The organism is Paenibacillus sp. FSL R7-0297, from assembly GCF_038009025.1.
Lineage (GTDB): Bacteria > Bacillota > Bacilli > Paenibacillales > Paenibacillaceae > Paenibacillus_AQ.
Map to the genome: position 1 here is coordinate 947,716 of NZ_JBBPAQ010000001.1, position 19,849 is coordinate 967,564.

The 19,849-nt window shown below is 50.6% G+C and carries 13 protein-coding genes, 10 tRNA genes, 3 rRNA genes and 1 other RNA gene; all 27 read right to left on the reverse strand.

Annotated features, from left to right (window positions below; translation table 11 throughout):
* Positions 1-3: 3 nt before the first annotated feature.
* On the reverse strand, positions 4-942 hold the full coding sequence (hprK, locus tag MKZ24_RS03950) for an HPr(Ser) kinase/phosphatase (RefSeq protein ID WP_042132736.1): 939 nt from the start codon (positions 940-942) through the stop codon (positions 4-6).
* 287 nt (positions 943-1,229) lie between these two features.
* Positions 1,230-2,351 (reverse strand): ABC transporter ATP-binding protein, encoded by a 1,122-nt coding sequence (locus MKZ24_RS03955; protein ID WP_042231545.1) that lies wholly within the window; start codon positions 2,349-2,351, stop codon positions 1,230-1,232.
* Positions 2,352-2,460: 109 nt separating this feature from the next.
* Positions 2,461-3,558 (reverse strand): PucR family transcriptional regulator, encoded by a 1,098-nt coding sequence (locus MKZ24_RS03960; RefSeq protein WP_052415844.1) that lies wholly within the window; start codon positions 3,556-3,558, stop codon positions 2,461-2,463.
* 116 nt (positions 3,559-3,674) lie between these two features.
* Positions 3,675-4,619 carry an NAD(P)/FAD-dependent oxidoreductase gene (locus MKZ24_RS03965; protein ID WP_340781392.1) on the reverse strand — a complete coding sequence of 315 codons (945 nt, stop codon included), beginning with the start codon at positions 4,617-4,619 and terminating at the stop codon, positions 3,675-3,677.
* A gap of 156 nt (positions 4,620-4,775) precedes the next feature.
* Positions 4,776-4,848, reverse strand: a tRNA-Lys gene (locus MKZ24_RS03970).
* Between the two features lie 11 nt (positions 4,849-4,859).
* A tRNA-Tyr gene (locus tag MKZ24_RS03975) sits at positions 4,860-4,942 on the reverse strand.
* 4 nt (positions 4,943-4,946) lie between these two features.
* Positions 4,947-5,022 (reverse strand) — tRNA-Phe (locus MKZ24_RS03980).
* Positions 5,023-5,049: 27 nt separating this feature from the next.
* A tRNA-Asp gene (locus tag MKZ24_RS03985) sits at positions 5,050-5,127 on the reverse strand.
* A 17-nt stretch (positions 5,128-5,144) separates the two neighbouring features.
* Positions 5,145-5,220 (reverse strand) — tRNA-Thr (locus MKZ24_RS03990).
* Between the two features lie 30 nt (positions 5,221-5,250).
* A tRNA-Val gene (locus MKZ24_RS03995) sits at positions 5,251-5,326 on the reverse strand.
* A 9-nt stretch (positions 5,327-5,335) separates the two neighbouring features.
* Positions 5,336-5,412: transfer RNA gene (locus MKZ24_RS04000), tRNA-Met, on the reverse strand.
* 24 nt (positions 5,413-5,436) lie between these two features.
* Positions 5,437-5,528 (reverse strand) — tRNA-Ser (locus MKZ24_RS04005).
* 82 nt (positions 5,529-5,610) lie between these two features.
* Positions 5,611-8,539: ribosomal RNA gene (locus MKZ24_RS04010) — 23S ribosomal RNA — on the reverse strand.
* Positions 8,540-8,830: 291 nt separating this feature from the next.
* Positions 8,831-8,906: transfer RNA gene (locus MKZ24_RS04015), tRNA-Ala, on the reverse strand.
* Positions 8,907-8,934: 28 nt separating this feature from the next.
* Positions 8,935-9,011: transfer RNA gene (locus MKZ24_RS04020), tRNA-Ile, on the reverse strand.
* Positions 9,012-9,055: 44 nt separating this feature from the next.
* Positions 9,056-9,172, reverse strand: a 5S ribosomal RNA gene (gene rrf / locus MKZ24_RS04025).
* A 124-nt stretch (positions 9,173-9,296) separates the two neighbouring features.
* Positions 9,297-10,854 (reverse strand): 16S ribosomal RNA (locus MKZ24_RS04030).
* The 16S, 23S and 5S rRNA genes sit together here with 10 tRNA genes alongside, the layout of an rRNA operon.
* A 302-nt stretch (positions 10,855-11,156) precedes the next feature.
* The gene (locus tag MKZ24_RS04035; RefSeq protein ID WP_042231541.1) at positions 11,157-11,423 is read right to left on the reverse strand and encodes a pro-sigmaK processing inhibitor BofA family protein; all 267 of its coding nucleotides are present in this window, start codon (positions 11,421-11,423) and stop codon (positions 11,157-11,159) included.
* A gap of 27 nt (positions 11,424-11,450) precedes the next feature.
* Positions 11,451-11,717, reverse strand: coding sequence for a DUF2508 family protein (locus tag MKZ24_RS04040; RefSeq protein ID WP_052415842.1), 267 nt, complete (start codon positions 11,715-11,717; stop codon positions 11,451-11,453).
* A 198-nt stretch (positions 11,718-11,915) separates the two neighbouring features.
* Positions 11,916-12,515 (reverse strand): recombination mediator RecR, encoded by a 600-nt coding sequence (gene recR / locus MKZ24_RS04045; RefSeq protein WP_036698882.1) that lies wholly within the window; start codon positions 12,513-12,515, stop codon positions 11,916-11,918.
* A 36-nt stretch (positions 12,516-12,551) separates the two neighbouring features.
* Complete coding sequence (locus MKZ24_RS04050; RefSeq protein WP_039309650.1) at positions 12,552-12,863, reverse strand: YbaB/EbfC family nucleoid-associated protein; 312 nt, start codon at positions 12,861-12,863, stop codon at positions 12,552-12,554.
* A 52-nt stretch (positions 12,864-12,915) separates the two neighbouring features.
* A complete protein-coding gene (gene dnaX, locus MKZ24_RS04055; protein WP_042231539.1) occupies positions 12,916-14,682 on the reverse strand; it encodes a DNA polymerase III subunit gamma/tau in 1,767 nt (588 codons plus the stop codon).
* 271 nt (positions 14,683-14,953) lie between these two features.
* Positions 14,954-15,222: signal recognition particle sRNA large type (ffs, locus tag MKZ24_RS04060), an RNA gene on the reverse strand.
* A 60-nt stretch (positions 15,223-15,282) separates the two neighbouring features.
* Positions 15,283-15,480, reverse strand: a complete 198-nt coding sequence (gene rpmE / locus MKZ24_RS04065; protein ID WP_039309646.1) for a 50S ribosomal protein L31 — start codon at positions 15,478-15,480, stop codon at positions 15,283-15,285.
* A gap of 123 nt (positions 15,481-15,603) precedes the next feature.
* Positions 15,604-16,881: a radical SAM protein gene (locus tag MKZ24_RS04070; protein WP_042231536.1), complete on the reverse strand. Its 1,278-nt coding sequence runs from the start codon at positions 16,879-16,881 to the stop codon at positions 15,604-15,606.
* A 25-nt stretch (positions 16,882-16,906) separates the two neighbouring features.
* Complete coding sequence (gene rho, locus MKZ24_RS04075; RefSeq protein WP_042231535.1) at positions 16,907-18,265, reverse strand: transcription termination factor Rho; 1,359 nt, start codon at positions 18,263-18,265, stop codon at positions 16,907-16,909.
* Positions 18,266-18,431: 166 nt separating this feature from the next.
* Positions 18,432-19,685, reverse strand: a complete 1,254-nt coding sequence (locus tag MKZ24_RS04080; RefSeq protein WP_042231533.1) for a UDP-N-acetylglucosamine 1-carboxyvinyltransferase — start codon at positions 19,683-19,685, stop codon at positions 18,432-18,434.
* Between the last annotated feature and the right edge of the window lie 164 nt (positions 19,686-19,849).

Genomic DNA, 19,849 nt, shown 5'->3' on the forward strand with positions numbered 1-19,849 from the left:
CTCCTAGTCCAGATCATCCATGTCTTCAGAGATGGTGGCTGTAAGTTTATTCGTAAATTGTAGAGCTGCGTTAAAGCCCATTTGTTTCAACCGGTAGTTCATCGCTGCAACCTCGATAATTACCGCAAGGTTACGTCCCGGACGTACGGGGATCGTTACAAGCGGCACATCGGTGTCAATGATCCTTGTAGTCTCCTCGTCCAGTCCGAGCCGGTCATATTGTTTATCCTGCTGCCAGGCCTCAAGTCTAACGACCAGTGTGATCCGCTTATGATTACGGATAGCCCCGGCACCGAAGAGAGTCATTACATTAATAATCCCTACCCCGCGGATTTCGAGCAAGTGACGAATGAGCTCCGGAGCTGTACCATGCAGCTGGTTATCCGAGGTCTGACGGATCTCTACTGCATCATCGGCGATCAGGCGGTGCCCGCGTTTAACCAGTTCAAGCGCCGTTTCACTTTTACCGATACCGCTGCTGCCTGTAATCAGCATACCTACACCATATACATCACAGAGAACACCGTGGATTGTTGCCGTAGGGGCCAGTCTGCCTTCCAGGAAGCTTGTCAGTCTGCTCGAGAAAATAGTAGTCGCCATCGAGCTGCGCAGCACAGGCAGTCCCTTTTCGTTACTAATTTCAATAAGCTCCTGCGGAACATCCAGCGCACGGGTAATTACAATACAAGGGGTATTATCGTTGCAAATTCCGCGAATCCGGCTTTTGCGTTCTTCCTCAGGAAGCATTGAGAAAAAGGCCAGCTCTGTTTTGCCCAGCAGCTGAACACGTTCTTCCGGATAATATTCGAAATAACCGGCCATTTCCAGTCCCGGACGATTCAAATCATCCACTGTAATCGGTCTTTTCAGACCCTCCTGTCCGGAAACAACCTCTAATTGAAAATGCTGTACCAGTTCCGATACCTTTACCTTCTTAGCCATGTATGTCCGTCCTTTCGTCACCTGCGGTTGTGTCCGCTTCCTGCACCCGGGTTCACAACTTTTCCCATTCCAGCTACAGGTAATTCTCCTGCTATCTTAATTGATAACGCCTATGAATGCAATCTTATTACCTATGGTATTGCTAAGCCTGTCCTGACGGAACACCCTGCTTTCCGGGTCTTTGGACCAATAGGTTTTATCTCCGGCTCCACATGCCCAATACAAGAAAAAGCCGCCTGTGAGGGCGGCTTTCTTCTATTATAACCTGTATCCCACTGTGCTTTGTCTTATCCCAGCAGAATGTTCAGTTCGGATTCTTTATCAAAGAGGTGAATTTTGTTCATGTCGATTGCCAATTTAGGCTTGCTGCCTTCACGGGTAGTGGAACGTCCATCTACACGGGCAATTACAGTGTTAGCGCCAAGGCCGCTCAAGTAGAGGAGCATTTCATGACCAAGGTTTTCAGTAACATCAACGAGCGAAGTGAAGATTGTATTCGGAGAAGCTTCCAGGAATACTGGCTCTTCATGAATATCTTCTGGACGAACGCCCATGATTACATCCTTGCCGATATAACCTTTGTTACGCAGCATTGTAGCTTTGCCGCCTGGAACTTCAACATCAAGGTTATCTGCGCGGAAACGGACAGCGCCGCCAACATCGGAGAGTGTACCATTGATAAAGTTCATTGTTGGGGATCCGATGAATCCTGCAACGAACAGGTTTGTAGGCTCATTGTACAATTCTTCAGGAGAAGCTGCTTGTTGAATGATACCATCGTACATAACTACGATACGGTCACCCATTGTCATAGCTTCTGTCTGGTCATGCGTTACATAGATACAAGTAGTTTCAAGGCGTTTAACCAGCTTAGTGATTTCAGCACGCATTTGACCACGAAGTTTAGCATCCAAGTTGGAAAGAGGCTCATCCATCAGGAAGACTTGCGGATCACGGACAATAGCGCGGCCTAGAGCGACACGTTGGCGTTGACCACCGGACAGTGCCTTAGGTTTGCGTTCCAGCAAATGCTCGATATCGAGAATTCTTGCTGCTTCGCGTACTTTCTTGTCGATTTCTTCTTTCTTCACTTTACGCAGTTTCAGACCGAAAGCCATGTTCTGATACACGCTCATATGCGGGTACAGGGCGTAGGATTGGAATACCATCGCGATATCGCGGTCTTTAGGAGCCACGTCATTCACTACACGGTCACCAATGTACATTTTACCTTCAGAAATTTCTTCAAGACCTGCGATCATACGAAGTGTTGTGGATTTACCGCAACCGGAAGGACCAACCAGTACGAGAAATTCCTTATCTTTAATATCAAGATTGATATCGATTACTGTTGCTTTATCAGAACCCGGGTATTTTTTGAAAATATGCTCTAAACGTACGCCTGCCATTGTATTTCCCCCTCGAGTCAATTATTGGATTAGAAAATCAAACGCTTTCTTGTACACTTATCTTACCCCAGACCTGGCCTCCTGGCTATTTGTAAGGTTCACAAAAATCCTATTTTCTTTTCGTCACTTTATACAATAACATGGCTAACTTCACAATCGCAGCATCCCCGAAACTCCGGACATCGGCTCCCGTTTCCTGTTTGATCTTGTCGAGTCTGTACAAGAGCGTATTCCGGTGGATATACAGCTTCTTCGCGGTTTCGCTGACATTGCAGTCCATTTCAAAAAAAGTTTCCAGCGTCAGCAGCATTTCCTTATCCGCCAGCACCGCCGTATAATCCCCGATCTGACCCAGCAGCTGTCTGCGGCGGTCATCGGGGATACTGTTCACCAGACGCTCCATATGAAGCTCCCAAGGCAGATGGATATAATCGCCTACCTGGAAGATCCGACCCAGAATAATCGTCTCGCGCAGCAGAGCCACGGAGCCTGTCAGGCCCTTAACCGGAATGATGGCCGGGGAAACCGCCAGATGGAAGACGCCAACCCATTCACTGGCGATCAGTTCATGCAGACCCATAGAGGTCTGAGACAGCAGATCCTCAGCACTTTCTTCCTCATCTTCCTTATCATCTCCGCCGGTGAGCAGTTCCTTACGGGCTAAAATTAACCATTCCTTATCCAACAAGGGAATTAACAGGACTTCGTTCTCGAAATAACTGCGCAGCAGCTTCATTAAAGAACGATACGTCATCTGCGGATTATGGACATTCTCACTAACCAGCAAAAAAGGAATCATATCCCCGAACAGCCGGCCTTTTAGCGTAATATCATCCGGAATTTCCGTATCATCCTTCTCTTGCTCGAGCTGCGAGTTCAACCAGCCGCTAAGCTGACGGGCCTCCATCTCTCCTTCTTCCTTAAGCCCGGTAGCCTTGAGGGCTACCGCAAAATTACGGCCCGCATAATTGACCAGCTGCAGTTCCAGAGGCGACAGCCCTTCTGTCTCCACCCACACCGCGGTTATACGCCCGTCATTCTCATATAGAGGAATCCACAAATATCCCTCATGAAAGACCGCCTGCTCTTGATCCTTCTCCGTACCCATGCCAAAAAGAGAAGCTGAATGCTGCCTCCCGAGCTGCTTGATTCCGGTTCTCTTTCCGGTGAGTTGCTCCAATTTTTGACGCAAAACCTCACTATCCATCGTCACCATTCTCCACCACTTTTGCTCTTTTCGCCTATTTTATCATATTTTGCTGCAAATTGCGGAATAGCTCTTCTGAACCCTGAGTGACATTTGATCAGCAGTGTATCAAAAGTCTATTTTGCTGCATATTGCTTCTTCGCAGGAGGCAGAATTACCGGATTCATCTTTTTCAAAGTCTTATGCATCCAGATCCCGGCAATGGCTCCCTCACCCATAGCGACCGTCGCCTGCTCCGCATGCACTGCAACATCTCCTGCCACCCATACATGCTCGATATTAGTCATTAATGAGCGTTTATTCGCCTCCACATGCTTATTCTTATGGAGCGTTACTCCCAGCTGTACGGCTAGCTCAGAATGTACCGGATTCTGTCCAAAAGCAATAAACCCGCGCTCTGCCGACAGCACCTCACCGTTCTCCATGGCTACCGCCTTAATTCTTCCGTTCTCTTCCTCAATGCGGGCAACCGGTTCTTCGATATACTGTATATCCTCATCCTGCAGCCGGTTACGATTTTCCGCCGAAACGGGTGTACGTTCATGATTAATGTAGGTCAAATCACCTGTGCGTTCCCTTAAAACAAAAGCCATATTAGCGCCTACATCACCAGAGCCTATCAATACGGTCTGCCGGTTCTGAATTTCAAAGCCATCACAGTCCGGGCAAACATAGATTGTCATACCAAGGGCAGGCAGTAAGCCCGGCAGCTCAGGAAACCGGTCCATTACTCCAGTAGCAAGCAACAGAGTCCGGCCTACATATTGCTGCCCCCCGGTTCCGTGAAGTATGAATAATTCATCCGGCTTCTCGGCCTTAACTATTCTATCCTTCTGAAACGTTACACCTGCCCTTTCCGCCTGAAGCCTCCCCCTGGCCCGCAGTTCCTCACCCGGCACACCGTCAGGCCAGCCCAATATATTATGATAATTCCGGCATATGCTTGATCTTCCGCCTCCTGCATCAATTACAAGCACCTGATGGACCGAGTAACGTCCCAATTGAATAGCCGCCTGAAGCCCCGCAAAACCGCCGCCCACTATAATCGCATCATATATCAATTGTCATTCCCTCATTTCTACAGCATTATAGACTTATAATTAAACGAGGGGAGCTATTTTAAACGACTTCCGGGTAATTTATATACTTTTTATTATTCAGACCTCCTGAAAACATAAAAAAGCCATCACATGAAAGTGATGGCTTCTGAATTAGGATGAGCCATGAAGGACTCGAACCTTCGACACCCTGATTAAAAGTCAGGTGCTCTACCAACTGAGCTAATGGCTCATAAAAAGGGATGGAGGCTGATGGATTCGAACCACCGAACACGTACGTGAGCAGATTTACAGTCTGATGCGTTTGGCCACTTCGCTAAGCCTCCATAATGGTGGCGCGGGAGGGAATCGAACCCCCGACACAAGGATTTTCAGTCCTTTGCTCTACCGACTGAGCTACCGAGCCATAAAATAAGCCTTAAAACAAAAAAAATGGCGGAACCGACGGGATTCGAACCCGCGATCTCCTGCGTGACAGGCAGGCATGTTAGGCCAACTACACCACGGTTCCACAATTTGTTGTAAAAATGGTGCCGGCGAGAGGACTTGAACCCCCAACCTACTGATTACAAGTCAGTTGCTCTACCAGTTGAGCTACACCGGCACGGTGTAAGGCGGATCTAAAATTTAAAAATGGTGGAGGCTGAGGGGTTCGAACCCCCGACCCTCTGCTTGTAAGGCAGATGCTCTCCCAGCTGAGCTAAGCCTCCGGGTATGTATGGTAGCGGCAGAGGGGATCGAACCCCCGACCTCACGGGTATGAACCGTACGCTCTAGCCAGCTGAGCTACGCCGCCACACTACAAGTATTGGATTTATAATGGCGGAGAGAGAGGGATTCGAACCCTCGCACCGCTTACGCAGTCTAACCCCTTAGCAGAGGGTCCCCTTATAGCCACTTGGGTATCTCTCCAAATAAATGGTAGCCATGTAAATCCGCACAGGAAATTAATTCCTGAAAACTGAATCCGAAACGAATCTGCGCTCTAAGAAATTTGGATAAGCCCTCGACCGATTAGTATTGGTCAGCTCCGTGCATTGCTGCACTTCCACCTCCAACCTATCTACCTCGTCGTCTTCAAGGGGTCTTACTAGTTGGGAAATCTCATCTTGAGGGGGGCTTCACGCTTAGATGCTTTCAGCGCTTATCCCGTCCGTACGTAGCTACTCAGCCATGCTCCTGGCGGAACAACTGATGCACCAGCGGTACGTCCATCCCGGTCCTCTCGTACTAAGGACAGCTCCTCTCAAATTTCCTGCGCCCACGACAGATAGGGACCGAACTGTCTCACGACGTTCTGAACCCAGCTCGCGTACCGCTTTAATGGGCGAACAGCCCAACCCTTGGGACCTACTTCAGCCCCAGGATGCGATGAGCCGACATCGAGGTGCCAAACCTCCCCGTCGATGTGGACTCTTGGGGGAGATAAGCCTGTTATCCCCAGGGTAGCTTTTATCCGTTGAGCGATGGCCCTTCCATGCGGTACCACCGGATCACTAAGTCCGACTTTCGTCCCTGCTCGACTTGTAGGTCTCGCAGTCAAGCTCCCTTATGCCTTTGCACTCTGCGAATGATTTCCAACCATTCTGAGGGAACCTTTGAACGCCTCCGTTACTCTTTAGGAGGCGACCGCCCCAGTCAAACTGCCCGCCTGACACGGTCCCCGTACCCGCTTAGGGTACTAGGTTAGAACCTAGATACGATCAGGGTGGTATCCCAACGGCGCCTCCGCAGAAGCTTGCGCTCCTGCCTCAACGGCTCCCACCTATCCTGTACAGATCGTACCCAAATTCAATATCAAGCTGCAGTAAAGCTCCATGGGGTCTTTCCGTCTTGTCGCGGGTAACCTGCATCTTCACAGGTATTAAAATTTCACCGGATCTCTCGTTGAGACAGCGCCCAAGTCGTTACGCCATTCGTGCGGGTCAGAATTTACCTGACAAGGAATTTCGCTACCTTAGGACCGTTATAGTTACGGCCGCCGTTTACTGGGGCTTCGGTTCACAGCTTCGGGTTGCCCCTAACCACTCCCCTTAACCTTCCAGCACCGGGCAGGCGTCAGCCCGTATACTTCGCCTTGCGGCTTCGCACAGACCTGTGTTTTTGCTAAACAGTCGCTTGGGCCTTTTCACTGCGGCCCCCTCGGGCTATTCACCCTACCGAGGCACCTCTTCTCCCGAAGTTACGAGGTCATTTTGCCGAGTTCCTTAACGAGAGTTCTTCCGCGCGCCTTAGAATTCTCTTCTCGCCTACCTGTGTCGGTTTGCGGTACGGGCACCTTCTCCTGGCTAGAGGCTTTTCTTGGCAGTGTGAGATCATGACCTTCGCTACTACAATTTTCGCTCCCCATCACAGCCCAGCCTTATTGATGTGCGGATTTGCCTACACATCAGCCTCACTGCTTAGACGGACACATCCATCAGTCCGCGTCACTACCCTCCTGCGTCACCCCATCGCTCATAGCGGATTACGGTGGTACAGTAATTTCAAACTGTTGTCCTTCGACTACGCCTTTCGGCCTCGCCTTAGGTCCCGACTTACCCTGAGCGGACGAGCCTTCCTCAGGAAACCTTGGGCTTTCGGCGGATCAGATTCTCACTGATCTTTTCGTTACTCATACCGGCATTCTCACTTGTATGCTGTCCAGCGCTCCTTACGGTACACCTTCAACCTACATACAACGCTCCCCTACCCCAGATACAAAGTATCTAGCCATAGCTTCGGTGGTGTGTTTAGCCCCGTTACATTTTCGGCGCAGAGTCACTCGACCAGTGAGCTATTACGCACTCTTTCAATGGTGGCTGCTTCTAAGCCAACATCCTGGTTGTCTGTGCAACTCCACATCCTTTCCCACTTAACACACACTTGGGGACCTTAGCTGATGGTCTGGGCTGTTTCCCTTTTGACAATGGATCTTAGCACTCACTGTCTGACTCCCGGCAAGAAGTTAATGGCATTCGGAGTTTGACTGAGCTTGGTAACCCTTGCGGGCCCCGCACCCAATCAGTGCTCTACCTCCACCACTCCATTCACCGAGGCTAGCCCTAAAGCTATTTCGGGGAGAACCAGCTATCTCCGAGTTCGATTGGAATTTCTCCGCTACCCCCACCTCATCCCCGCATTTTTCAACATGCGTGGGTTCGGGCCTCCAGTGCGTGTTACCGCACCTTCACCCTGGACAGGGGTAGATCACACGGTTTCGGGTCTACGTCCACATACTCATTCGCCCTATTCAGACTCGCTTTCGCTGCGGCTCCGTCTTCTCGACTTAACCTTGCATGTTAAACGTAACTCGCCGGTTCATTCTACAAAAGGCACGCCATCACCCAGTAATAGGGCTCTGACTTTTTGTAAGCACACGGTTTCAGGTTCTATTTCACTCCCCTTCCGGGGTGCTTTTCACCTTTCCCTCACGGTACTGTTTCACTATCGGTCGCCAGGTAGTATTTAGCCTTAGCAGATGGTCCTGCTGGATTCATACGGGGTTTCACGTGCCCCGCACTACTCGGGATCCGTCTCGGAGAGAACACAGTTTAGGCTACAGGGCTTTTACCTCTATCGCGGGCCTTTCCAGACCTCTTCACCTACCATATTCCTTTGTAACTCCATGTGAGACGTCCCACAACCCCAAGAGGCAAGCCCCTTGGTTTAGGCTGTTCCGCGTTCGCTCGCCGCTACTGACGGAATCACTATTGTTTTCTCTTCCTCAGGGTACTTAGATGTTTCAGTTCCCCTGGTCTGCCTCTGCGTATCCTATGTATTCAGATACGAGTAACTGCGAATTACCACAGCTGGGTTTCCCCATTCGGACACCCCCGGATCAAAGCTTGCTTACAGCTCCCCGAGGCAGTTTCGTTGTTCGCCACGTCCTTCGTCGGCTCCTGGCGCCTAGGCATCCTCCGTGTGCTCTTATTAGCTTAACCAATCGCTCCGGTATTGGCTCATTCGCTCATCTTGTTTTAAACAGCGCTTCCGGATGAATCCGTCCGCTAGTCTGTTTAAAGCCAAAAGTCGCTCATAATCCAAAACCATCGCTCAGCATGACTAATAACTATTTCAACTTGCTTACACAAGTTTCAGCTAAAAGATGTTCTAAAACGCAAATTCGTTTCGGTATCCAGTTTTCAAGGATCAAGGTGCTGAAATTTCGGGACAATCACGACTGTGATGTTCGGAATAACAGACAATGTGCATATAATCTTGTAAAGAAGTATTGGTGGAGCCAAGCGGGATCGAACCGCTGACCTCCTGCTTGCAAGGCAGGCGCTCTCCCAGCTGAGCTATGGCCCCATAAAGGTATTCAATTCTAAATGTTATATGGTGGGCCTTGGTGGACTCGAACCACCGACCTCACCCTTATCAGAGGTGCGCTCTAACCAACTGAGCTAAAAGCCCATATAACAGATAACATTGTGAATCAACCAATAAATTGATTGTTCGCTTGGCGGCGTCCTACTCTCCCAGGACCCTTCGGTCCAAGTACCATCGGCGCTGGAGGGCTTAACGGTCGTGTTCGGGATGGGTACGTGTGGAACCCCTCCGCTATCGCCACCAAACGCATACGAAAGAGACTTGCTCTTTCAAAACTGAACACGAGTGAGTGTTTGAACCCTAAGGTTCGTTGTGGAAGCTTTAGCTTCCGATTTGAATGTTTCCGTTGCAGGAAACGATTCTCCATAGAAAGGAGGTGATCCAGCCGCACCTTCCGATACGGCTACCTTGTTACGACTTCACCCCAATCATCTACCCCACCTTCGGCGGCTGGCTCCCTTGCGGGTTACCCCACCGACTTCGGGTGTTGTAAACTCTCGTGGTGTGACGGGCGGTGTGTACAAGACCCGGGAACGTATTCACCGCGGCATGCTGATCCGCGATTACTAGCAATTCCGACTTCATGCAGGCGAGTTGCAGCCTGCAATCCGAACTGAGACCGGCTTTGCTGGGATTGGCTCCACCTCGCGGTTTCGCTTCCCGTTGTACCGGCCATTGTAGTACGTGTGTAGCCCAGGTCATAAGGGGCATGATGATTTGACGTCATCCCCACCTTCCTCCGGTTTGTCACCGGCAGTCACTCTAGAGTGCCCAGCCTTACCTGCTGGCAACTAAAGTCAAGGGTTGCGCTCGTTGCGGGACTTAACCCAACATCTCACGACACGAGCTGACGACAACCATGCACCACCTGTCTCCGATGCTCCGAAGAGGGGCACTATCTCTAATGCTTTCATCGGGATGTCAAGACCTGGTAAGGTTCTTCGCGTTGCTTCGAATTAAACCACATACTCCACTGCTTGTGCGGGTCCCCGTCAATTCCTTTGAGTTTCAGTCTTGCGACCGTACTCCCCAGGCGGAGTGCTTACTGTGTTAACTTCGGCACCAAGGGTATCGAAACCCCTAACACCTAGCACTCATCGTTTACGGCGTGGACTACCAGGGTATCTAATCCTGTTTGCTCCCCACGCTTTCGCGCCTCAGCGTCAGTTACAGCCCAGAAAGTCGCCTTCGCCACTGGTGTTCCTCCACATATCTACGCATTTCACCGCTACACGTGGAATTCCACTTTCCTCTTCTGTACTCAAGTCACCCAGTTTCCAGTGCGACCCCAGGTTGAGCCCAAGGTTTAAACACCAGACTTAAATGACCGCCTGCGCGCGCTTTACGCCCAATAATTCCGGACAACGCTTGCCCCCTACGTATTACCGCGGCTGCTGGCACGTAGTTAGCCGGGGCTTTCTTCTCAGGTACCGTCACTCCGGTAGCAGTTACTCTACCGGACGTTCTTCCCTGGCAACAGAGCTTTACGATCCGAAAACCTTCATCACTCACGCGGCATTGCTCCGTCAGGCTTTCGCCCATTGCGGAAGATTCCCTACTGCTGCCTCCCGTAGGAGTCTGGGCCGTGTCTCAGTCCCAGTGTGGCCGTTCACCCTCTCAGGTCGGCTACGCATCGTCGCCTTGGTGAGCCGTTACCCCACCAACTAGCTAATGCGCCGCAGGCCCATCCCCAAGTGGCAGATTGCTCCGCCTTTCATTCTCTCTTCAGGAGAGGAAAGAAATTATCCGGTATTAGCTACCGTTTCCGGTAGTTATCCCAGTCTTGAGGGCAGGTTGCCTACGTGTTACTCACCCGTCCGCCGCTAAATTCATTTGAAAGCAAGCTTTCAAATGAACTCCGCTCGACTTGCATGTATTAGGCATGCCGCCAGCGTTCGTCCTGAGCCAGGATCAAACTCTCCAAATTGGTTTTAGAAAGAGCGATTGCTCATTTTGAAACATCTGACGAGAATTTTCATTCTCTATTTTGGAAGTCACTTTCGTGATTTCCCACTCACTCGTTGTTCAGTTTTCAAAGATCAATGTCTCATCTTTCGTCGCCGATGTTTGTTTCAGCAGCGACCTTTATAATATATCACAGCACCTTTGTTTCAGTCAAGCGTTTTTTTAATTTCTTTTTTCGCTTCAGCTTTCAGCAAGTTATCCGAGAACATCTTGCTCAAAGGGCCGAGACTTAATGTATCATAAATCAACAACCCTCGTCAACCACTAAAACAAAGTTAATTTTAAACCCAGCAGCATTAGTACCCCGGGCAGCCCAAGAATCGTTACTGCGCCTATGGTTGTGGGATTCAGCGGGATGTGTACATTCGTTAGAATACCGGAGAAGTTAACAATATAGATGCCGATTGCCGCCAGAATAAGATGAGTTCCGAATACGCTTATCCAGGCCCACCCCAATTTTTTTCTGAATACAATTAGAATTAGCAGGAGCCCCGACAGAATCAGCACACCCATTGCAACAGTTCTTAGCATTGTGATCCTCCTCAATAGTTATTCCGGTTACATCGGCAGCCGGCTCCGGTTCAGCCCCAGTCTCTTGGCATGCTTAAGATGAATCTGGTATTTACGCTCGGCCGCCTCAAGTATATAGATGGCATAATCAATCTGGTCCTGACCCAGCGCCTCATCAAACATCAGATATGCCCGTTCCCACTCCGACTGCGCTTTGCGGACCTCATGGTACACCGTACCCCACTCATCTTCTATATGGGCATTATTCGCCCCTTCTGCATCTCTGCCCAGCCATTTCGTGTTCCACCATCCCATTGCAATCCCCTCCTATGATTGATTACTGGCGCAGCCGGGGCCGCACACCCGTTAATCTCATACATATCGGAATAGGGACAAACTTAGAACCATGAGTCAGTGCTCTTTTGTTGAATGCTGGCCGTCCTCCTGGAGTCTATACCTAATAAAAAAGAGGCCCCCAAGGGCCTCTTCAAATACAATTCAATGTCAGAACACTCAGAACAGCTCACGACGGCCTTCCAGCGCCTTCGACAGGGTTACCTCATCCGCATACTCAAGATCGCCGCCTACAGGCAAGCCATGGGCGATTCTCGTGATCTTGATCTCGAACGGACGGACTAGACGGGAGATATACATAGCCGTGGCCTCGCCCTCAATGTTGGGATTGGTCGCCATAATCAGCTCCTTCACCCGCTCATCACTGAGTCTGGTCAGCAGCTCCTTCAGCCGTATATCATCAGGTCCGATGCCCTCCATAGGCGAGATGGCGCCCTGCAGCACATGATAGTAACCGTCAAACTCTTTGGTTCTCTCTATGGCTACCAGATCCTTGGAGTCCTGAACCACACAGATTACCGAGGCATCGCGGGTTTTGTCCTGACAGATCCTGCACGGGTCAGTATCGGTAATATTACAGCAGACCGAGCAATAATGAAGGTTCCGTTTGACACTGACCAGAGCTTTGGCGAAATCAATCACCTCATCCTCCTTCATGTTAAGCACATGAAAGGCCAGCCGGGCCGCTGTCTTCGGGCCAATCCCGGGTAAACGTGTAAAAGCTTCTATCAGCTTGGCTAGCGGTTCTGGATAATACAAAGTAATGGTTCTCCTTTGGTCGGGAGTGGAGTAAGCCTAGAATAAGCCAGGGATCTTCATTCCGCCGGTGAATTTACCCATATCGTTGTTAGCCAACTCTTCAGCCTGGGTAAGAGCATCATTAACAGCAGTGATCACCAGATCCTGCAGCATTTCGATATCTTCCGGATCAACAACCTCCGGTTTAATCTGAATAGACAGCAGTTTTTTGTGGCCGTTCACCTGAACGGTAACCACGCCGCCGCCGGATGAGCCTTCAATGGTCTTACCGCCTAGTTCTTCCTGGGCTTTGAGCATCTGCTCCTGCATTTTTTTAACCTGCTTCATCATTTGGTTCATATTATTCATACATCGTCTCTCCTTTGGGATGCGCGTTATCTGCGCTAGTATGCTTGAGGCTCTATTCCTTTATGACAACAAGGTCTTCTCCAAAGAGCTGGATCGCCTCGTCAATCCATGGTTCGGGTTTGGCTTCTATAGTCTCGTGCTCATGCTCCAGATGCAGTTCTTCTGTACTGGCCTTGGAAGCCGACTTGGTTGCAGCCTCATTCCAGTCACGCAGCAGCATCGTCACCAGCCGATATGGCTTACCCAGCTTAGCAGACATCACGTTCTCGATGACCTGGCGGTTGGCCGGCTTCTCAGTCGTATCCCGGTGAATTGTATTCTTGAAGGCGACCAGCACTGCATCTTCCATAACTGCCACTGGCTCTCCATCTACAAACCACGCATGCACAGTTACTTTCTCTTCCTTCACGCCCTGCAGAACCTGGCTCCACTGCTTATACACATTGCCAAAGTCAGCGCTGTCTTTACCCGCAATGAACTTATCGAGCTGCGGCGGAAGCTTGCCTGCAGAGGATACTCTTGGAGCGCTTGGTGGGGCGGCCGCTCTCTGCGGGGCAGCCTGCTCACGCCCGCCGGCCACACCTCCGGATTGGATTGCCTGCTCAAGCTTCTTCTCCAGCGCGGCAATCTGCCGTTTGAGTACATCCAGTTCCCCCGAATCCACTGGTGAAGAACTTCTTCCCGCTTCCGGCGATACAGCACTCAAGGACGGGGCACCCGCTGAAGGAGCCTCCTGCTGGGTACTGCACAGCTTCATCAGCGCTACTTCAAATAAAGTCTGCGGATGAGTGGCATATTTCATCTCACCCAGATATCGGCTTAGGGTCTCCACAATCAGGAATAGCCGGTCACGGGTAAAGGCTGCTGCCATATCACGGAATTCCGCCGGATTCAGTACACGGTCGGTCAACTGGTCTGCCCCCGGCACCATCTTGATCATAAGTAAATCACGGAAATAATACAAAAGATTCTCCAGACATTTGTCGGCACTTTTGCCCTCGTGCATCAACTGCTCGACAAGCTCCAGCAGCAGCCCCATATCACTCTCCAAAATGGCTGTAGCCAGACGGGCAAACTGTTCGGATGGAATTCCTCCGGTCATGCCCAGCACCTGCTGATACGTCACATTCCCGTCTGTGAAAGACGAGATCTGATCAAGTATGCTCAGCGCATCACGCATCCCTCCGTCGGACAGACGGGCGATGTACTGGAGTGCGTCCGCATCTGCCGTAATGCCTTCCTTCTGGCATATCTCTCTCAGCCGGCCAGTCTGCTCCTCCAGAGAAACCCGGCGGAAGTCAAACCGCTGGCAGCGTGAAATGATCGTAGCCGGCAGTTTGTGCGGCTCTGTCGTAGCAAGAATAAACATGACATGCGGCGGCGGTTCTTCCAGCGTCTTAAGCAGGGCATTGAATGCTTCTGTTGTCAGCATATGCACCTCATCAATAATATACACTTTACGGCGTACTTCGGTAGGTGCATATTTCACCTTATCCCGCAGATCGCGAATCTCTTCAACACCCCGGTTGGAGGCCGCATCAATCTCCTGGACATCCATTACGTTGCCCGCTGTGATCCGCAGACAAGACGGACATTCATTGCACGGCTCCGGACCCGGGCCCCGCTCGCAATTGACCGCTTTGGCCAGCACCTTGGCCGCGCTCGTCTTACCGGTCCCCCGCGGGCCGCTGAACAGATACGCATGCGATACCCGCTGTTCACGGATCGCATTCTGCAGCGTCTGGATAATATGCTGCTGCCCTACCATATCCTGAAACGACTGCGGCCGCCAAGCACGGTACAGCGCGATATGTTCCACTATGCATTACCCTCTCTCAGGCTGCCGCTTTCCGGCATTTGTCGCTAATTTATTATACTATATTCCCCAGTCTTTGACCAAGCAGAAGCGCTTTCGCCATCCTCTAACGAGGACTATGCTTCCGATACAGCGATACTACGTATCGCTCTCAGGTAACCGCATCAGTGGGAAGTATTAGGATATAAAGTATGATAAAGCATATATTTCTTATCTTTCAAAAAACAAAAAGCATCTTCGCTTGTGGCAAAGACGCTACATAATAGTATTTAAACCGTGCACCCGTTATTGATGACTGCGATCCAAGCGGCAACCCTACAAAACTGCTCGGGCTAGGCCACCCTCCGGCACAAGAGTAAACTCACTTATGGCTGCTTCCTTCCGGACCTGACCAGGTTCATAAGCACTCATTGCGGAGGACCCAACCGTCAACACAGCCCATAGGAACCAAGGCCTCACATCGACAGCACCTCTAACAGGAATTCAACCTCGCTACAGCGGATTGCGAGTTACAGGGCACCGCTACCTCCCCGTCTAGCACGGCGAAGATAAGTATAGCTTACAGCCGGGCAAAAATCAACTAACATTAAAATGGAAAACCAATTAGATGCCGTATTTCTTCTTAAACTTATCCACGCGGCCGCCGGCATCCAGGAACTTCTGCTTGCCGGTGAAGAAAGGATGGCAGCTGGAGCAAATTTCGACGCGCAGCTCTTCCTTGGCAGAGCCAGCTTCAAAGGAGTTGCCGCAGGCACAGGTTACCTTAGTTACATTGTACTTGGGTTGAATTGCTGTTTGCATTTGAATATTCACCTCTCACGCCCTAAGCCTCATGCGGACTTAGAGTTATATGATTACGCAAGCTACATTCTAGCATGGAAGCCCAGGGCGCTGCAAGAGGTTTGGGAAGACTCAATCCTGCGGTTATTGGTGCACTCTGCGCTGCTTCGCACGGGCCAGTTCGGCAGGCGGAACATGGGTGAAGGAGCCGATCACAACATCCGGAAGCTCCTCGCGGAAGATCTCCAGCATCGTCTTCATTCCGAGAATCTCACCTTGAGCCGGAGGAATCAGCTCCAGATAGCTCTCCGGGTCAATATTAAGATTCCGCATCTGAATTAGCTTAATGTCTGTACGTCTGACGAACTCAACCATCGCCTCAATCTCTTCCTCGCGGTCCGTGACACCCGGAAAAATCAGATAGTTAATGGAAGTATATACACCCTGTGAAGCTGCATATTTCAGGGACTTCTCTACATTAGCCAGCGTATAGCCGCGCGGCTTGTAGTATGCATTATAGTGATCATCCAGCGCACTGATTGTGCTGACCCGCATAAGGTCAAGACCAGCATCCACAATGCCGCGGATATGATCGCTTAATCCTGCGTTCGTATTGATATTGATATAACCCATATCTGTAATAGAGCGTACTTCACGGATGGACTCAATGATTATCTTCGCCTGGGTAGAAGGTTCGCCTTCACAGCCCTGCCCAAAGCTTACAATCGACTCCGGCGTCTTAAGGTGCTCCAGCATGACTTGTGAAACTTCACTCACTGTAGGCCGGAAGTTCATCCGCGTCTGCGGCGATACAAATCCGCTGTCATCCGGCTGTTCGGAGATACAACCAAAGCAGCCGGCATTGCACGAGTAGGACACTGGAACGGCACCCTCCCAGCGGCCCAAGAAGGTATTGGACGAGGTCAGGCACTCGTATTCCAGTGCGCAGTTGGACAGATGATTATAGAGACGGTTCTCCGGGTACTTTGCGGTCAAATCACTGACGCCAATCTCTACATCCCCGCGGTCACAATTCAAAGGATTCCACTGATCCGTATCATCTGTAGGATCCGCCGCTACGTAGAATCCGCCATCCTTCCATACTACAGCGGAATAACCGAAGAGTGGAAGCTTATACGTCTTATCTGTCTTGACATAGCCGGGAAGGCACAGACGGGTAAAGCCCTGCGGCAATAGCGCTCCAACAGCCTGTGAGCCTAAAGGCAACGGCAGCATTTCACCTGTCCCGGGATCCATCCCGATTGCCCGCGTATTAGGCAGCCCTACCAGAGTAGCGCCTTCAGGCAGCGGGATCAATTCTTCCTCCAGTATCTCAACAATCATATCCCCGCTGCGGGCCAGTCCGTACAGCTCGGGATGATCATATACGTTTCCTTGCCCGTCGGCATATACCAAATACATGTTAGTCTCCTCTTGTTATCAATTCTCAGGTTGTAGGCACAGAAGGTGTCTTAGGCCGCGTGGTACGTCGGGCTGACGAACCGCTGTTCGATGTTCCGCCTTTGCTGGCGGTACTGTTTGCTGACGAGGAATCCTTGTTGCCGGCTACATCAAAAGAGGCCAGGAACTCAGCATTCGTCTTGGTGTCACGCAGTTTCTTCAGGAATCCTTCTACAAAGTCGTAGGATTCATTCATATTTTTACGGATTGACCAGATGGTATCCAGTTCTTCCTTGCTAAGCAATACTTCCTCGCGGCGTGTACCCGAACGGCGGATATCGATGGCCGGGAAGATACGGCGTTCGGCCAGCTTGCGGTCCAGGTGAAGCTCCATGTTCCCTGTGCCTTTGAATTCTTCGTAAATAATATCGTCCATGCGTGATCCGGTATCAATCAGCGCTGTTGCCAGTATGGTCAGGCTTCCTCCTTCTTCTACGTTCCGCGCGGAACCGAAGAAGCGCTTAGGGCGATGGAAGGCTGCGGGATCAATCCCTCCGCTCAGTGTCCGGCCGGATGGCGGAACCACGAGATTGTAGGCACGGGCCAGCCGGGTAATGCTGTCCAGCAGAATAACGACATCTTTCTTGTGCTCGACCAGACGAAGCGCCCGCTGTAACACAAGCTCAGCCACTTTGATATGGTTCTCCGGCAGTTCATCAAATGTTGAGGCGACTACCTCCCCTTTAACAGAACGCTGCATATCCGTTACTTCCTCAGGGCGTTCATCAATCAGCAGGACGAACAGTGCAATCTCGGGATTATTAATGGAGATACTGTTGGCAATTTCTTTCAGGAGGAGCGTCTTTCCTGCTTTGGGAGGTGCTACAATCAAACCGCGCTGTCCTAAACCTACAGGAGCAAGCAAATCCATTATACGGGTAGATAAATGGGCAGAGGAGGTTTCAAGCGGCAGCTTGACTTGCGGATATAGAGGTGTAAGCGCCGGAAAATGTAATCGTTCAGCTGCAGTTGCAGGATTCTCACCATTGACGGCATTGACTTGAAGCAATCCGAAATAACGTTCATTCTCTTTGGGTGTCCGGCATTTCCCGGATACAAGGTCGCCGCTTCTAAGATCAAACTTACGGATCTGCGAAGCAGAGATATAAATATCCTCCGCACTCGGCAAGTAGTTAATCGGTCTAAGGAAACCGTAGCCTTCCGGCAGGATCTCTAGCACGCCTTCCATAAACATAAGACCGCTCTGCTCAGCCTGCGCCCGGAGAATCGCGAAGATCAGCTCCCGCTTCTTGAGCGTTCCGTAATAAGGAATCTGGTATTTCTTAGCCAGCTTATACAGATCGGTCAGCTTCATTTCTTCCAGATCGGAAATTTGAAGATCCATGTGTAATAACCACCTATTCAATTTTTATAATGAGTTCTTCCGGCGTTCTCTGCCGGGCAAAATATGAGTCTATGAAAACGCTTATTAGGATAGGATTACCCGAATTGGAAGGAGATATGCAGTTTGTAGGCAAATTTCGCTCCTTCCTCTCGTTCCGGGCACATACTTATTCGTTCTCGCGCCAGACTTCGGCACCTAGATTGCGCAGGTTGCTTACGAGGTTATCATAACCGCGGTCTATATACTCCACGCCTGTCACTTCGGTGATCCCTTCCTCAACGGTCAGTCCGGCAATGACCAGAGCCGCCCCTGCCCGTAAATCGGCAGCCTTCACCTTCGCGGCATTGAGCTTGCCGCCCTCAATAATTGCAGAACGCCCTTCAACGCGAATCTTGGCGCCCATACGGACTAATTCAGGGACATGCTTGAACCGGTTGCTGTATACGAAATCGCTCAAGACACTAACGCCTTCCGCTTGAGTTAGCATACTTGTCATCGGAGATTGCAAATCGGTGGCGAAGCCGGGGTATATCAACGCTTTGACATCAGCATGCTGATATTTGGATCTGCCGATGACCCGGATACTCTCATCCAGCTCTTCTATATCTACTCCCATCTCCAGCAGCTTGGCAGTCAGCGCCTCCAGATGCTTGGGAATCACGTTATCTATCAGCACATTGCCACGCGTTGCCGCAGCGGCAATCATATATGTTCCCGCTTGAATTCGGTCTGGAATGATGGAATGGCGGCAACCATGCATTTCAGTTACGCCTTCAATCCGGATCGTTTCTGTACCGGCGCCTTTAATAACTGCGCCCATAGAGTTTAATAGGGTAGCTACATCTATAATCTCAGGCTCTTTAGCCGCATTTTCAATAATTGTAGAGCCTTTGGCACGTGAGGCCGCCAGCATAATATTTATTGTGGCTCCAACGCTGGATACATCCAGATAAATCTTGGCACCACGCAGTTCTTTGGCATACAAGTGAATAGAGCCATGATCGTTGGTTACAGTCGCACCAAGCGCCTCAAAGCCTTTGATATGCTGGTCAATCGGACGCGGCTCAAAATTACAGCCGCCGGGAAGACCAATCGTCGCCTCTTTAAATCTGCCGAGAAGCGCACCCATCATATAATAAGAAGCCCGGAGTTTCTTGACCGGTCCGTTAGGCATGGGAATGGATACGATACGGGAGGGATTAATTCTCATCTGGCTGCCGGTCCACGATACACTCGCGCCCAGCTCCTCCAGAATTTCGGAGTAAACGGCCACATCACTAAGAGCAGGCAGGTTATCCAGCACAACTTCAGATTCCGCCAAAATCGCCGCTGGAATAAGCGCAATTGCGCTATTCTTTGCTCCACTGATGGTTACAACGCCCTCTAGCGGACGTCCGCCGCCAATCATTAATTTTTCCATAAATTTATCTGGTTCCCCCTACGTGTATTGCGGCTTGTTCTGGCAATACCAGCTGTGGCTTGTGGTGGCATGGTGATTAGAAGAAGAAACGGCTGCGCCGCCCTAACTTAAGGACGGCACCCGTTTCTGAGGAAATCTGAAATGGCTTTACCGGAAAGACACCG